Below are 16,960 nucleotides of genomic sequence, written 5' to 3' on the forward strand. Positions count from 1 at the left end.
CTTTGAAGGAAATAAATGAATGTATTCAAGAAGTGAAGTTAGATTTTTTAAGATCTCCATTAAGAACAAAATTATCACAAGAAGAAAATATACCTTTTAAGAATTTAGTTATAAAAAATTTAAATAATAGTATGGATAATCTTGAATTATTAGAAATAAATAAGACTAATCCTTTAAAGATTGTAATAGTAGGAGAGGTTAAATCAGGAAAGTCAACATTAGTAAATGCATTATTAGAAAAGGATATAAGTAAAACTGATGTGTTAGAAGCTACATCATCAATATTGGAAGTAACATATGGTGAAAAATATGATACTAAAATAGTTGATTGTGTAACTAAAATATATTTAGATTTAGATATTTTAAAAAAAATAAATATTGTTGATACTCCAGGCCTAAGAAGTATAACTACTAAAAATGAAACAAAGACTTTAAATTATATACAAAATGCTGATTTTATAGTTTTTGTAATAGATGCTACACATATAGGTCAGGAAGATATAATAAATACATTAGATATAATAGAATCATTAAAAAAACCTATAATAGGCGTAATAAATAAATGCGATTTACTTCAAGATGATAAAGATGAAGTTTTAGAATATATAAATGAAGAATATGGACTTTATATAGATAAATTTTTCTTAATATCATCATATTTGGAATATGAAGCTAAAATAAAAAATGATTATTTAGGTGATATTGAAAGTATTAAAGAAGAGGATTATAAGGAACTGAGAGAAAATTATGAACTTCTTAAGAATTATATTGACGAGTTATATAGAAATTCTAATGGCGTGAAAGAGGAAAGTTTAAAGAGTTCACTTCAAGGAATTATACAAAAAGAAATAATATTAAACTATGATTATTATAAAAGTATTTCTATATTAAGCGAAGAAATTTTAAGGTATGAAAATATACTTAGAAATAAGCTGGACTATGTAACTTCAAAGATGAATTTTGAAATAGATGACTGGATTGATAGAATATTTTTCTATGATCAGATAAATAAAATAAACAATAATTTAGAATATGCAAATGAATATATAAATGAAAGTTATATAAATAAATGCATAAATGAAAAAAAAGATGAATTAGATAAACTATTTTTTAATGAATGGGAAGAATGCATAAGAGAAGTGCAATATGAAATAAATAATAACATAAATAAATCTGTAGAAAGAGTTTACTATAAAGATGAATTTTTAAATAACACTCACTATAAGATAGATAAAAATGATTTGAACTTAAATGAGATTCTTGCAAGTGTAGGAACAGGAGCAATTTTAGGTGTAACTTCAGGAGGTATTGCATCAGTATATGCAGCAGCAGTTGGTTCTAGTGCAGCTTCAGTCACAATTTCAAGTGCATTAATGATATACTGTCCACCACTACTAATAGCTGGAACAATATGTGGGGCTGTAGGTAAAATAATTTATGACAAATTAAAATCAGATAAAAGTAATAAGGATATGCTACAAGATATTGAAAAGTTTATAGCTGGACTTAGGGAGTCAATAAAAATAGAACTTAAATCTAATTACTATAAATGTAGTGAAGAAATAATTAATACTAGTTGTGAAATATTTAAAAAGGAAAAAAATATAAATATGTCAAAATATGAATTGGAAGAGTTTATAAATAATATGGAAAAATATGTAGAAGGATTAAATAAATATATAAGAGAATAATTATAGTTTTTTAACAAAAAATGACATTCTATCATATATTAAACTACAACTATAATTTAAGGAGAATGTCATAATGATTAACTTAAGTCTATGTATGATAGTAAAGGATGAGGAAAAAGTAATTAAAAGATGCTTAGATACAGTAAAAGATATAGTTGATGAAATAATAATAGTAGATACAGGTTCAAATGATAATACTATAGAGATTGTAAAAGAATATACAGATAAGATATATTATTTTAAGTGGATAGATGATTTTAGTAAAGCAAGAAATTTTTCCTTTAGCAAAGCAAGTAAGGACTATATATTATGGTTAGATGCAGATGAATATTTAGATGAAGAAAATATAGAAAAATTAAAAAAATTAAAAGTGAACTTAGATGATAGCATTGATATTGTAACCTTAGAAACTAATATGGTTATAGATGAAGATGATCACCTTGCTTTTATAGGAAGAAGAAATAGAATAGTAAAAAAAAGTAAGAATTTCAAATGGATAGGATTTGTTCATGAGTATATAGATGTAAGTGGAAATTTTTTTGATAGTGATATTTGCATAATTCATCATAAAATAAAATGTGTAAGTGATAGAAATCTGCAATTATATAAAAAAAATATTGAAGCTGGAAATAAATTAAGTGACAGAGATTTATACTACTATGGAAAAGAGTTGATTTGTAACAAGTACTATGAAGAAGCAATAAAGATATTAGAAGAATTTATAACCAAAGAAATTTGGATTGAAGAGATGATTGATGCGTTATGCAAAATAGGAAAATGTCATTTGTATTTAAATGATCATCAAAAAGCAAGAAGTTATTATTATAGAACTTTTGAATATATATCACCTAATGTAAATTTATTATATAATATAGCAGAATCATTTGAACTGCAGAAAGAATATAAAAAAGCTATAAAATGGTATGAGATAATACAAGATCTTAGAAATTCTGAAAACTTTTGTCCGTGTGAATGTGATAGTTTAGAGTGTTTTGATTTTAACATTAACTTAAGCCTTTGTGTATGTAATTTTGAGATGGGGAATATAAGAAAATCTTATTATCACCATTTAAAGTGTAAAAGTATTAGCCCATCAAATCCATGTGTTATAAGAAATGATGAAATTTTCAAAGATATAATTATAAAAGATTAATAAACTAAAATGAAAGCCTAGGTATATTTCCTAGGCTTTAGATATACTTTTTACATTTATCTATAGTTTTATAAATAAACATAGTTGAGTTTTTTACTAATGAATCTATAAAATCTTCATTCTCATGAATATTTTCATCTGAATATAGCTTATTAATATCCATTCCCAATAATAAATTTATACTCATAATACGGTTTAATTGAATACATACCATAGATAAAAAATAAATCAAGCAAAGACAGATCATAGATAAACTTATAAGAGTGAAAGCAACCATAATATCCCCCCTCAAGAACAAAGATAAGTGTACTTTAATTTAATTCTACTATATTTGCACTTTTATATCACTATAAAAGATATTATAAAATAACAAGTAAAATTACAAAAAAATACAAAATGTATTTTGAAATCATAAATAAAGTTAGAAATATTTATACATTAAAATATAATAAAGTATTTTAATGTAATTTTTAAAGTATTTAAAATTTTATAATGAATTTTGGAAAATATTATTGACTAAAGAAAGGATAATATAGTATTTTATTTTTACTAATAGTTAGTTTGCTAAGTAATTAACTAAAAACGTGGAGGAAGAGTAAGTGAAACAAGAAGTACTAGGAAAGAGGGCTCCTTCTTTCAGTATATTAGAGACGGTAATAATTAATCCAATAGTTAATGGAGAAACTATTCGATTACAATTTGAATTACGAGGAAATAAAGAAATAACGGTAATAGGTGGTATAAATTCAATAACTAGCTTTTTTGAGCTTGATATTGTAGAAAAAATAGAAAATGGTTATAAATTAGGAATAAAAAGGGATGATGATGTTAAACGAAACCCAAAGTCATATAAGTACTTTACAAACATATGCAATTACAAAAAAGAAGTTGTATATGCATTAAAGAAGCATTTTAGATTACCTCAAAGCGAAAATATTTATTTTTATAGGCCTAATATATTCTTAATGGATGAAAAAGAAACTATAGAATTTATTAAAAAAAGAAAAAGCTATAATAATTTTAATAAGTTTGTCAAAAACACAATTAACAGACAAATTTTATTTCATAAGATGTTAAATATACCTTATAAACTAAATTATAATATATTTACATTGATAAAAATAAAGCTATTATAAATAGGAAAGACAATTTTTTATAACATAAATAATATAAAAATGGCTAGTGTGAAAGATAATATCCACACATAGCCATTTTTATTACTTATATAAATATATTATAAATAGTTGTTGTTAAGAAACATACGATAAATGCTATTAATGTAGGTAATAAAAATCCTACAGCAGTCCACTTCAAACTGCCAGTTTCTCTTTTTATTGTCAATAATGTAGTTGCACAAGGCCAGTGAAGTAAACTAAATAACATAACATTTAATGCAGTTAAATAAGTCCAACCATTTTCTATTAATACTTTACCTAATTCTAAATTATCCAACTCTATCATAGATCCGGTTGAAAGGTAGCACATTAGAAGTATAGGTATTACAATTTCATTTGCAGGAAAGCCTAATATAAATGCTAGCAATATGAAACCATCAAGTCCTATTAGCTGTGCCAAAGGATTCAAAAAGTTAGCTATATGAACTAATATGCTAAAATCTCCTATATACACGTTAGCGCATATCCAAATAACTATACCAGCAGGGATAGCTACTGTAACAGCTCTACCCAATACGAAAATAGTTCTATCAACTATAGAAGTATAAATAACTCTACCTATCTGAGGAACTCTATAAGGTGGTAGTTCTAATGTAAAAGTTGAAGTAACACCTTTAAGCATAGTTTTAGACAAAGTATAAGATACTAACAATGTAACAATTACACCTAGTATAATTAATAAAGTAATACACAAGGCAGTAGTAGCACTAGCTAAAGCTGAATTAGTTATTACTGATGCAAAGAATATAGTAGATATAGCTATTAAAGTGGGGAATCGACCATTACAAGGAACAAAGTTATTAGTAAGTATAGCAATAAGTCTCTCACGTGGAGAATCAATTATTCTACAACCGATAACACCTGCTGCATTACAACCAAATCCCATACACATAGTTAAACATTGCTTTCCATGACAGCAAGATCTCTTAAATAGATGATCTAAGTTAAATGCAACTCTAGGTAAATATCCCAAGTCCTCTAATAAAGTAAATAAAGGGAAGAATATAGCCATAGGAGGAAGCATAACAGAGACTACCCATGCAAGTGTTTTATATAGTCCATCAACTAACATACTATTTAGCCATAAAGGAGCTCCTAAAGAAGATAAAATACTTGATATTTTTGGTTGTATACCAAATAATGAATCTGATAAAAATTGTGATGGGTAATTTGCACCTTGTATTGTGATCCATAGTATAAGGGATAATAACAAAAGCATCAGTGGCATACCAAAATATTTTGAAGTTATGACTTTATCTATTTTTTCATCTCTATCAATTTTATTTTTTGACTTAATTATCATACATTTGTCGCTTATTACTTTAGCCATATCATAGTTAATTTTTGTAAACACATCTCTAATATTTTTATTACTCTGTAAAGGTGGAAGCTTTGATTTTATCTCATATAATGAATCTATATAATCTATAGTTATATAATTATTCATTGACTCGAATATACTTTTATCCTCATCAATTAGTCTAAGTCCTAACCATCTTGGATTTAAGTCAGGAATTAACTCTTGCAAATCTTTTTTTATTAAATTTATATTATTTTCAATTTCATCGCCATAAGTTATAGGCTTATTATTGAATTCGTATTTATTGGAAGATACTTTATCTATAGTATCTAAAAGTTTCTTCATTCCATAGCCAGATCTAGCTGCAGTTAAAACGACAGGTATACCTAATTCTTTTTCTAAATTATCTTTATCAATAGTAATACCTTTTTTTTCAGCTTCATCTACTAAGTTAATGCATAGTATTACTTTATCAGTAAGTTCCATTACTTGAAATGCTAAATTTAAATTCCTTTCTAAGCAATTGGCATCACATAAAACTATAACTGCATCAGGATTTCCAAAGCAAATAAAGTCTCTTGCGACAACTTCCTCTTGAGATAAAGCAAACAATGAGTATGTTCCAGGTAAATCAATTAAAGAATAGTCTTTATCTTTATACTTAAAATCGCCTCTAGCTGTTGCTACTGTTTTACCAGGCCAATTGCCTGTATGTTGCTTTAATCCTGTTAGATAGTTAAATACTGTACTTTTACCAGTATTAGGATTTCCGGCTAAGGCGATTACATATTGATCTTCTTTTTTTTCTATGTCAAACATATCTTTTAAAGATTTTGTTTTAGTGCTTTGATGGGTTAATCCCATACCTTAAATCCCCCCTTCTTAAAAAATATATATTAATCAAATTTGTGATACTAATATTAATTTACTTTCTTCACTTCGAAGCGCTATTTTACTTCCTCTAATATTGTACACAGTTAAATTATTCTTAGGTCCTTTGCGTACTACATCTATTAAAGCACCTTCAGTTAGACCAAGTGCAAGCATTCTTTCTCTTAAATTGCCTTTAGATAATAATTTTTCAACACGAACAGTGTTTTTTACTTGAATATCAGCAAGGTTCTTCATGACACACCTCCGAGTTAATTTTTAGCCTAAGCTAACATTCTTAATTTAGAGTATGCATATATGTACATGTTTGTTACTAGAAATAGTAGTAATTAAAATAAGGGGAAAAAATATATATTAATATAAGAAAAAATTTATGAGGTGATTTTTTGAACGATAGAGAAGATTATTACACTTTTAATGAATATATGAAGTACAACTCATTAACACCAAGTGAAGAGGATTATATAGAAATGATTTATAGATTATCTTTAAATGAAGAAAAAATAAAGCTAAAAGAAATATCAGATTCATTAAATATAAAACCACCTTCAGTTACTAAGATGATAAAAAAGCTAGAATCTAAAAATTTTTTAATATATAGAAAATATGACTATATAAAACTTACGAATATGGGAGAAATTGTTGGAAAAAGGCTATACGATAGACATAATATTATTTATTCATTTTTGCAAACAATAGGGCTAAAAGAATATATACATGAAGAAACTGAAAAAATAGAGCACACCATAAGCATAGAAACCTTAATAAGAATTAAAGAACTTCTTAGATTTTTTAAAGAAAATGAGGAAGTATTGATTAAATTTAGAAATTATCAAAATAAGTAAAAAATTATAAATAATATTAAAAATAAATTAGTACAAGGCTATTAATATTTAATAAAATATATTTATAAATAATTATTTAGGTGGTGTAATATGTATCTTAGAAAACTGATAGAAGGAATGGATATTATAGAAGTATATGGAAGTATTGATTTTGATATAAAAAATATAGAGTATGATTCTCGAAATATAAGTAGCGAAGACTTATTTATATGTATAAATGGCAGTAATGTGAATGGTCATAAGTTCATTAATAATGCAATAGAAAAAGGTGCTAAGGCTTTTATAATAACAGAAGATGTTCCTATGAATGAAAATCTTACTTATATTAAAGTAAAAGATGCAAAAAAAGCAATGTCTTTTATAGCTGGTAAATTCTATGAAAATCCTAGCGAAAAATTAAATATAATTGGTGTAACAGGAACTAATGGAAAAACTAGTATAACAACATACTTAAGTCAAGTTTTAAATATACATGATAAGTGTGGACTAATAGGAACTATAAAAATAGATGATGGAAATAAGGAAATAATATCTAAAAATACAACTCCGGATTCTTTAGATTTACAAAAAAGTTTTAACAATATGGTAAAAAACAAATGTAAGTATTGTGCTATGGAAGTATCATCTCATTCTCTTGCGCTAAATAGAGTAGATGGTATAAACTTAAATATTGGTATATTTACAAATCTTACAGAGGATCATTTAGACTTTCATAAGAACATAGAGGAATATAGAAAGGTAAAAGAAAGTTTATTTTATAAAACGAAGGTTGCTAATATAATAAATATAGATGATAGTACAGGAAAAATTATTTTTAATAATATAAAAAACTTAAAAACACCTGTTTATACTTATGGTATAGATGATAAGTGTGATTTTAGAGCTAAAGATATAAAGTTAAGCTCAAATGGAATAGAGTATACACTTATAACACCAACCTATAGTACACAAATAATCGTTCCAATTCCAGGTAAATTTACAGTTTATAATACTTTAGCAGTAATAAGCTCTTGTTATATTTTAAATATACCCATAGAAATCATTAAAGAAGGATTAAAAAATTCTTGTGGAGTAGAAGGGCGATTTGAAATTGTAAAAAATAATAAGAATCTAAATATTATAGTTGATTATGCTCATACACCTGATGCATTAAAAAATATATTAACTTCAGTAAAAGAATTTGCAAAAGGCAAAATAATCACAGTATTTGGTTGCGGTGGAGATAGAGACAAACAAAAAAGGCCTATAATGGGTAGAATTGGGCAAGAAAATTCTGATATAGCTATAATAACTTCTGATAATCCAAGATCAGAAAATGCCAAAAATATTATAGAAGATATTGTAAAGGGAATTAATAAAGAGAAAAATAATTATATAGTTATAGAAGATAGAAAAGAAGCTATAGAAAAGGCTATTAAAATTGCTAATGAAAATGATATAGTAATAATAGCTGGAAAAGGTCATGAAACATATCAAATTATAGGAAAAGTTAAATATGATTTTGATGATAGAAAAATAGCTAAAGAAATAGCTGATAGTATATAAAAATAAAAATATCTTGGAGAAAACTTACACATTTTCTCTAAGATATTTTTATGCTATAATCTCATTTTTATATGAGGTATTCCGGCTTCATAATATACATTAGAAATCTCTACAAATCCACAACTAGAGTATAGATTTTTTATATATTCTTGCGCAGATAATGTTATATGTTTTTCATTTAGAGTATTGTGTATAAATTTTATAGAAGATAATATCAATTGTTTGGCTAAATTTTTTCTTCTAAATTCAGGTAACACTAAAACTCGACCTATAGAAGTATCTTCATAGGAACTAAATTCTTTTGGAATTATTCTGGCATAAGCTATAACTTTGTCGTTATTTTCATAAAAAATATGATAACAGTTTTTATCTACATCATCAAAATCATTTTCACAAAAGATTTTTTGCTCACAGGCAAATACTTCATATCTTGATTTTGCAATTTCATACATTTCATTTACATTTAACTCATTAAAATGTTTTATTTTAAACATGATACACCTCCATGTATATTTTTATTTATTATATCAAAAATACTACTGTTAGAGATTATAAAATAAGCATTGTATATAAAAAAGTGATATACTTAACTAATAAATTATTAAAAAACAAAGGATGGAGGTTTTATATGAGATGAACTCTACAAAGAAGCTAACGGAAGCAGCATTATTAACATCCTTGTTTATTGTTATTACGATTATAGCTGTAGGTACAGGAATAGGATATGCAGCTTATTTAGATTTTGCTGTACCTATTTTCTTCTGTATAATACTCTTAAAATGTGATTTTAAATATACAGTATTATCGAGTATAAGTGCTCTATTAATAGTATCGTTAGTTTTAGGAAATATAGGAACTGCAATATGGATTAGTCAAAGTATTATAATAGGTATTTTATGTGGTGTATTATTGACTAAAAATACATCTATAATAGATGACTTTGTTTATGGATCAATTATAGGTGTTATGCTAATGGTTTTTGTTGATATATATGGATCAACATTAATAGGTTACAGTTTTATGGAGGAATTTCAAGGTTATGCTAACATGTTAAAAAATCCTAAATTTATAAATATAGTATTTTATACATTTATTGCGTTGCTTCCGATGGGAACTATATTTTGTGTATATTTTTTAGCTTTAATATTAGGGAAGAAGTTAAATCTTCTAAAAGGAAACTCAAAGAAAAAATTATACATGATGAGTAATTTCAAAACTTGTGGAAGATATATGTGTTGTTCAAAGAAAGTGTTTTATACATGCGCTTCATACATATTATTTATTGAAATATTAAATTTATTCGGAGTAAAATTTGAACAAACTTATATAAAGACTATATTAATATCCTCAGAATATGTATGTCTATATTTTGTAATAAGAGATGCATTTGTATTATTACAAAATTATTTATTAATAAAATATAATAAGGTTTCTTATTTGAGAATACTGTCTATAGTAGTATTTTTATCTTTAATATTTTCATTTAAAATAACTACTGTAGTACTAGTAATTATAAATATTATTTTAGATAAAAAAATAGATATAAGAATAAAGCAAAATATAATAGTGAACAATTATGTAAATAAACTTATATATAGATAAGTTTTATTATTAATATTATATGTTTATTTTTGAATAAAATAGAAAAAGTTGTAGATAATAATAAAAATAGTTGACAAAAAATTAAATTGCACATATATTATAATTAACAATTTATTAAAATAAAGCGATGAAGAGAAGAAGTAAATTAATGTAATTTAACAGAGAGTTCCCGGATGGTGAGAGGGGCAAAATAAGTTAATTGAAATACATCTCAGAGCAGTATCCCTGAAAAAATTATTTAGTAGGGGCTTATCGTAGTAGCACACGTTACAGTGCTAAAGTATACATTTAAGTGTACTTATTGAGATTAATATTGTGAAATATTAATGAATTAAGGTGGTAACACGTAAGCACAGCTTTCGTCCTTTTGTAGGATGAAGGCTTTTTTTATTTAAAAAATAAATAAATCATTAAAATAATATGTAAGGAGAGAATAACAATGACTATGACAGTATATGATGAATTGGTTGCAAGAGGATTAGTGGCTCAAATAACAGATGAAGATGAATTAAAAGAGCTTATAAATGCAGGTAAAGCAACATTTTATATAGGATTTGATGCTACTGCAGATAGTTTACATGTTGGTCATTTTATGGCTTTATGCTTAATGAAGAGACTGCAAATGGCAGGAAATAGACCAATAGCTCTTGTAGGTGGAGGGACAACTATGGTAGGTGACCCATCTGGAAGAACTGATATGAGACAAATGATGACTCCAGAACAAATAAACTATAACTGTGAGTGCTTTAAAAAACAAATGAGTAAATTCATAGATTTTTCAGAAGATAAAGCCTTATTAGTTAATAATGCTGATTGGTTATTAGATTTAAATTATGTAGAATTATTAAGAGAAGTTGGAGCTAATTTCAGTGTTAATAGAATGCTTACTGCTGAATGTTATAAAAATAGAATGGAAAGAGGCCTAAGTTTCTTAGAGTTTAACTACATGATAATGCAAGCTTATGACTTCTATCATTTATATGAAAAATACGGATGTCAAATGCAATTAGGTGGAAATGATCAGTGGAGCAATATGCTTGCTGGTACTGATTTAATAAGACGTAAATTAGGTGAAAATGCATATGCAATGACTATAACGTTACTTCTTAACTCAGAAGGAAATAAAATGGGTAAAACTGCAAATGGTGCAGTATGGTTAGATCCTAATAAAACTACTCCATTTGAGTTCTATCAATACTGGAGAAATGTTGCAGATGCAGACGTATTTAAATGTATGCGTATGTTAACATTCTTACCACTTGAAGAAATAGAAGAAATAGAAAAGTGGGAAGGAAATAGAATAAATGAGGCTAAAGAAATATTAGCATTTGAATTAACTAAACTTGTACATAATGAAGAAGAAGCTATAAAAGCACAAGAAAGTGCAAGAGCTTTATTCTCAGGTGCAGCTCATGCAAATATGCCAACTACAGAATTAGAAGAAGCTGACTTAGCTGATGGTAAAGTAGACTTAATTTCTTTATTAGTTAAGGCAGAACTTGCTCCTACTAGATCAGAAGCTAGAAGAAATATAGAGCAAGGCGGAGTAACTGTAGATGGTGAAAAAGTAACAGATGTAAAAGCTACATTTACTAAAGAATCTCTAATGGGTGATGGTTTAGTTGTAAAGCGTGGTAAGAAGAAATTTAAGAAAATAGTATTAAGATAAAATGATAAAAAACAGGCAGTTATGTATTACTAAATGCCTGTTTTTGATTTATGACAATATATGCATTTCAAAATAAAATTTCCATAACCATTAAGTTTTGTATCACTTTTCTTAGGTGTTATGTATTTTGTATATGATAAATTATATAGATATAATTTGAAATTATTAATAAAGAATTAAAATTTAGAATATTTTCAAAATATAAATTTATTTAGTAATATATTAATTATTTATGATATACTAAAGTTTGATTTGAAATTTAGATATATTTTGTGGGAGATTGTATGAAGAAATTATTAAAATTAATATTAAGATTATTTATTGGTTTTTTTGTAGCTTCAATGGGAATTGTATTTATGCTAAATTCTAACTTAGGGGCGGGACCTTGGGATGTTTTTCATCAAGGCTTATCAAATAATACATTTTTAACGATAGGTCAAGCAAGTATAGTAGCTGGATTCGTAGTAGTTGCATTAACGACTGTACTAAAATTAAAGGTTGGTATAGGAACAGTGCTAAATATGATATTTATTGGTATATTCACTGATATAATATTATTTACAAATTTAATACCAATAAGTAAAAACTTATTTACTGGTCTAATAATGTTATTCATAGGTATGATGCTTATGAGTATTGGAACATATCTATATATAAGTTGTGAGCTTGGATGTGGACCTAGAGATGGATTAATGGTTGCATTAACTTCAATCACTAAAAAGCCTGTAAATGTTATTCGAAGAAGCACTGAATTAGGGGCTCTTATTTGTGGATATATACTAGGTGGTAAAATAGGAGTAGGTACATTTATAATAGCACTTGGACTTGGAGGGTGCATGAAGTTTGTATTTGAATTTTGTAATTTTGATCTAGGAGTTTTAAATCATAAATCATTAAAAGATACTATACCTTTTATTAAAGAGTTATTAAAAGAAGATAATGATATGGAAAATATTAGAATGTAAATAGAAGAAGCAGAGTTATACTGCTTCTTCTATTTTTATATAGTTTATATCTATAGTGGTTTATATTGTATAGATATAAACTATTATTATATATTTAATGGAAATGGTAAAATTTAATAGAAAAGTAATTAAGGGGGATAGTTAGATGATAAATTTACCAGATAACTTTAATAGTTTTAATGAAGCTAGACAAAAAGGATTTATATTAGCTAAAGAGTTGAAAGAAAGAGGACAAAAGTTAGTAGGAGTATTTTGTACATTTACTCCTGTTGAGATACCTATGGCAGCTAAAGCTACAGTAGTAGGTGTCTGTGGAGTGAGTGAAGAGTCAATACCTGATGCAGAGAAGGTTTTACCAAGGAATCTTTGTCCACTTATAAAATCAAGCTATGGACATGCAATAACAGATACATGTCCATATTTTTATTTCTCAGACTTACTTATTGGAGAAACTACGTGCGATGGTAAAAAGAAAATGTACGAAGAGCTTAAAAAAGTAAAAAATATGCATGTAATGCATTTGCCAAATATGAAAAGTGGTGAAATTACATATAAACTCTGGAAGGAAGAAATAAAATTATTAAAAGAAGAAGTAGAAAAGTCTTTAGGAGTAACTATAAGTGAAGATGATATAAGAGAATCTATAAAAGATAAGAATGAAGAACGAAAACTTTTAAAAGAATTTTATGAGTTAGGAAAATTACAACCTTCAGCTTTAACTGGTATGGAAATGCACCAAGTATTATATCAATCAGGATTTAAATTTAATAGAGATGAATTAAAGCAGTCTTTAAGAGATTTGATTGATAATATGAAGAAAAGGTATGAATATGGAGAGTGCCCAGTTAATAAGAATGCACCAAGAATATTAATAACAGGATCTCCAATAGGTGGAATTAGCGATAAGTTAATTAATACAATAGAAGAAAGCGGTGCATCAATAGTTGCATATGAGCTTTGCGGTGGAATAAGAGCAAATGATTTATTAGTTGACGAAGAAAATGAAGATGTATATGATGCACTAACTCAAAAATATATAAATATAGGATGTTCATGTATGATGCATAATGACAACAGAATAGAGTTAATAGATAGACTTATAGATGAATATAAAGTAGATGGAGTAATAGATGTAGTTCTTCAAGCATGCCATACCTTTAATATAGAAAGTTATAGAATTAAGGAGTTTGTAACTTCAAAGAAAAATATTCCTTATATGGCTATAGAAACAAACTATTCAAAATCAGATACAGAGCAACTTAGAACAAGATTTGAAGCATTCGTAGAAATGATAGAAGAAGGTGCAACTGTAAAATAGGAGGACGTATGTATAGTATAGGTATTGATTCAGGGTCAGTAGCAACTAAAGGTGTATTATTCGACGGAGAAAAAATTATAAATCAAGTTATTGTACCAACAGGATGGAGTCCTAAAACTGCATCAAAAGAAGTCTATGATTTCCTTACAAAAAGAATTGATAGAAAAGATGTAAAAAAAGTAATTGGGACTGGATATGGTAGAGTTACTATGGATTTTGTAGATAAGAAAGTAACAGAAATAACTTGTCATGCTAAAGGAATTAAATTTATAAATCCTAAAATAAGAACAATTTTAGATATAGGTGGTCAAGATATAAAGGTAATAAATTTAAATGATGATGGAAGTGTAGAAGATTTTATAATGAATGATAAATGCGCAGCTGGAACAGGAAGGTTTTTAGAGATAACATCTAATTTATTAGGAAGCGATATATCCAGTATAGATAACATGGCGAAAGGACATAATCCAGAAAACATATCTAGTATGTGTACTGTTTTTGCTGAATCAGAAATAATAAGTTTACTTGCTAAAAATGTGTCTAAAGAAAGAATTGCTTCAGGAATATTAAAATCTATAGCAAATAAATCAACAGCAATGCTTTCTAGAGGTACTTTTAAAAATGAAATAGCCTTTACAGGAGGACTAGCTAAAAGTAAAGTCTTAGTAAAGATGATAGAAGAAAATCTAAATAATAGTATATTTATAGCAGAAGATACTCAAATAATTGGGGCACTTGGAGCTGCTGTAATTGCATATAAGTAAAAAAATTGCTTTGGGATATTCCTAAAGCAATTTTTTACTTATATAATAAAGATAATATGCAAAAGTTAATAAATTTAGAAAATTCTGAAAATAATGTTGATTATAAATAAATATGTGTTAATATTTAAGTTAATATTATAAATTTTAATTTGAATATTAAGAACTAAAATATCTACAATATATACTTTATTCCACAATTTTATTAAATTTTAACTTTTAATTATACTATCATTAAGGAGAAAATTAAAATATATTCAAAAGGGGGAGATTATATGGGACTAAGCGACCTGAGCCTTATTGGTCTGATTCATAGTTTAAAGATTAATTTTATAAGACATAATTACTGGAATATATTTTATATGTGTAGATATTAAAATCAAGTAAGGGGGAATAAATTATGGATTTTGTAGATAAAATGGGAGTGTTTGTTAAGAAATATATGTCACTTATGGTGCTAATTGCAGCTATTATAGCTTACTTTAAACAAGAAGTATTTTTATGGGTAGTACCTAATATGAATACTATGTTAGGATTTATAATGTTTGGAATGGGTATGACATTAAAGAAAGATGATTTTACTTTAATTTTAAAAAGACCAAAGGATGTAATATTTGGAACTTTAGCTCAGTATATAATAATGCCTTTAGGCGCATTTTTAGTTGTTAAAGCTTTTAATTTACCTGGAGAACTGGCTGTTGGACTTATATTATTAGGATCTTGTCCTGGTGGAGTTACATCAAATGTAATGAGTTTCATAGCAAAAGGAGATGTAGCTTTATCAGTAACATTTACTTCTATATCAACTTTATTAGCACCAATAGTAACACCTGCATTCATACTTTTATTTGCTGGTCAATGGGTTCAAATTAATGCATTAGGAATGTTTATATCAATAACAAAAGTAGTTATTGTTCCAATAATATTAGGAGGTATATGTCATAGATTCTTTAGCAGGTTTACAGAAAAAGCGATAAGAGTCTTACCTTCGATATCAGGTTTAGCAATGGTTCTTTTAGTGGGAGGTATAGTAAGTGCAAATGCAGATAAGCTAACTTATTCTGTTATAATAGTAGCATTTGCAGTAATAGTTCACAATATACTAGGGTATATAGGTGGATACATAACTGCATCTAAGATTGGTTTTGATGAAGAGAAAAGAAGAGTTTTATCGATAGAGACTGGAATGAAAAATGCGACATTAGCAACTACACTAGCAATGGCACATTTTGCACCACAAGCAGCCATAGCTCCAGCTATAGCAGGTATATGGCATGCATTTTCAGTATCAGTACTTGCTAATTATTGGGGTAATAAAGACATTGATGATAATGAAATAGGTATATCTAATCAGATTATAGAATAAAAATATATATTAAATAAAATTAATAAAATAATCCTCCGAATCTAATTAGATATGGAGGATTATTTTATTGAAAAAGTTTTGAAATAAAAATGCTATCAAATCAGGAGCTATACTAAGTATATTTTTATTTGTAGCATTTCAATTTCAAACTATAGGATTGGTGTATACTACTCCATCAAAAAATACATTTATAACAGCTGCAAATGTAGTAATAGTACCTTTTATAGGTTACATAATATATAAAAGAAAAATTGACAAATTGGGACTTATAAGTAGTTTAGTTGCAAAAAAGGAAAATCCAATTGTTTTAACTGATGTACAATTTTGTGTTGCATTTAGCCTTTTATTTGTAATTCAATTTATATCAAAAGAAATGGATATGAATGTTAGATCAGATACATATATAAGAGTTATATATTTATGCATCTTTTATACTGCTGTCTGTTTTTTGATACAGACTGTATGTCAAAAAATGGTTACAGAGACTAAGGCTGCAATAATATTATCTACAGAATCATTTTTTGGAACTATTTTATCAGTAATTATATTTAAAGAATTGATTACATTAAAATTAATTTTAGGATGTTTATTAATATTTCTAGCTATAATTGTCTCTGAAACCAAACTAGCATTTATTAAAAAAAAAGTAGAGATTGTTGAAGAATAATAACTTTAAATT

16 protein-coding genes and 1 other annotated feature are annotated in these 16,960 nt (G+C 26.4%); of the genes, 12 read left to right on the top strand and 4 right to left on the bottom strand.

The features are described from left to right. Positions 1-2: 2 nt before the first annotated feature. Complete coding sequence (locus tag HF520_RS04545; protein ID WP_168572900.1) at positions 3-1,691, top strand: dynamin family protein; 1,689 nt, start codon at positions 3-5, stop codon at positions 1,689-1,691. Positions 1,692-1,764: 73 nt separating this feature from the next. After that, on the top strand, positions 1,765-2,844 hold the full coding sequence (locus tag HF520_RS04550; RefSeq protein WP_168572901.1) for a glycosyltransferase: 1,080 nt from the start codon (positions 1,765-1,767) through the stop codon (positions 2,842-2,844). Positions 2,845-2,881: 37 nt separating this feature from the next. Here HF520_RS04550 and HF520_RS04555 read toward each other — a convergent pair whose 3' ends face one another. Beyond that, positions 2,882-3,121, bottom strand: coding sequence for a hypothetical protein (locus HF520_RS04555; protein WP_168572902.1), 240 nt, complete (start codon positions 3,119-3,121; stop codon positions 2,882-2,884). A 322-nt stretch (positions 3,122-3,443) separates the two neighbouring features. On the opposite strand from HF520_RS04555, the gene HF520_RS04560 reads away from it, so the two are divergent. Continuing rightward, the gene (locus HF520_RS04560) at positions 3,444-3,980 is read left to right on the top strand and encodes a hypothetical protein (RefSeq protein ID WP_168572903.1); all 537 of its coding nucleotides are present in this window, start codon (positions 3,444-3,446) and stop codon (positions 3,978-3,980) included. A gap of 85 nt (positions 3,981-4,065) precedes the next feature. Here HF520_RS04560 and feoB read toward each other — a convergent pair whose 3' ends face one another. Both feoB and HF520_RS04570 read right to left on the bottom strand, forming a co-directional pair. Further along, positions 4,066-6,183 (bottom strand): ferrous iron transport protein B, encoded by a 2,118-nt coding sequence (gene feoB / locus HF520_RS04565; protein ID WP_168572904.1) that lies wholly within the window; start codon positions 6,181-6,183, stop codon positions 4,066-4,068. A gap of 36 nt (positions 6,184-6,219) precedes the next feature. Beyond that, positions 6,220-6,447, bottom strand: coding sequence for a FeoA family protein (locus HF520_RS04570; RefSeq protein ID WP_168572905.1), 228 nt, complete (start codon positions 6,445-6,447; stop codon positions 6,220-6,222). A gap of 149 nt (positions 6,448-6,596) precedes the next feature. Here HF520_RS04570 and HF520_RS04575 point away from each other — a divergent pair, with 149 nt between their 5' ends. Continuing rightward, on the top strand, positions 6,597-7,055 hold the full coding sequence (locus tag HF520_RS04575) for a metal-dependent transcriptional regulator (RefSeq protein ID WP_243155194.1): 459 nt from the start codon (positions 6,597-6,599) through the stop codon (positions 7,053-7,055). A gap of 90 nt (positions 7,056-7,145) precedes the next feature. Continuing rightward, entirely contained in the window at positions 7,146-8,600 is a 1,455-nt protein-coding gene (locus tag HF520_RS04580) for a UDP-N-acetylmuramoyl-L-alanyl-D-glutamate--2,6-diaminopimelate ligase (protein WP_168572906.1), read from the top strand. Positions 8,601-8,653: 53 nt separating this feature from the next. Here the strand turns inward: HF520_RS04580 and HF520_RS04585 are convergent, their stop codons facing one another. Then, positions 8,654-9,094: a GNAT family N-acetyltransferase gene (locus HF520_RS04585; protein ID WP_207711028.1), complete on the bottom strand. Its 441-nt coding sequence runs from the start codon at positions 9,092-9,094 to the stop codon at positions 8,654-8,656. A gap of 139 nt (positions 9,095-9,233) precedes the next feature. Between HF520_RS04585 and HF520_RS04590 the strand changes: the two genes are divergently transcribed. The 7 genes from HF520_RS04590 to HF520_RS04620 all read left to right on the top strand — a co-directional run bounded on the left by HF520_RS04590 (position 9,234) and on the right by HF520_RS04620 (position 16,948). Next, a complete protein-coding gene (locus HF520_RS04590; protein WP_168572907.1) occupies positions 9,234-10,202 on the top strand; it encodes a DUF2232 domain-containing protein in 969 nt (322 codons plus the stop codon). 118 nt (positions 10,203-10,320) lie between these two features. After that, positions 10,321-10,572, top strand: a binding site (T-box leader). A 75-nt stretch (positions 10,573-10,647) separates the two neighbouring features. Next, a complete protein-coding gene (tyrS, locus tag HF520_RS04595) occupies positions 10,648-11,871 on the top strand; it encodes a tyrosine--tRNA ligase (protein WP_168574749.1) in 1,224 nt (407 codons plus the stop codon). Between the two features lie 284 nt (positions 11,872-12,155). Beyond that, complete coding sequence (locus HF520_RS04600) at positions 12,156-12,836, top strand: YczE/YyaS/YitT family protein (RefSeq protein WP_168572908.1); 681 nt, start codon at positions 12,156-12,158, stop codon at positions 12,834-12,836. Positions 12,837-12,981: 145 nt separating this feature from the next. After that, on the top strand, positions 12,982-14,154 hold the full coding sequence (locus HF520_RS04605) for a double-cubane-cluster-containing anaerobic reductase (RefSeq protein ID WP_168572909.1): 1,173 nt from the start codon (positions 12,982-12,984) through the stop codon (positions 14,152-14,154). 8 nt (positions 14,155-14,162) lie between these two features. Continuing rightward, positions 14,163-14,918, top strand: coding sequence for an acyl-CoA dehydratase activase (locus tag HF520_RS04610; protein ID WP_168572910.1), 756 nt, complete (start codon positions 14,163-14,165; stop codon positions 14,916-14,918). A 397-nt stretch (positions 14,919-15,315) separates the two neighbouring features. After that, on the top strand, positions 15,316-16,281 hold the full coding sequence (locus tag HF520_RS04615; RefSeq protein ID WP_168572911.1) for a bile acid:sodium symporter family protein: 966 nt from the start codon (positions 15,316-15,318) through the stop codon (positions 16,279-16,281). 160 nt (positions 16,282-16,441) lie between these two features. Beyond that, positions 16,442-16,948 (top strand): DMT family transporter, encoded by a 507-nt coding sequence (locus HF520_RS04620; RefSeq protein WP_243155195.1) that lies wholly within the window; start codon positions 16,442-16,444, stop codon positions 16,946-16,948. The last annotated feature ends 12 nt before the right edge of the window (positions 16,949-16,960 follow it).

The organism is Romboutsia sp. CE17 (genome assembly GCF_012317385.1).
GTDB lineage: Bacteria > Bacillota > Clostridia > Peptostreptococcales > Peptostreptococcaceae > Romboutsia_E.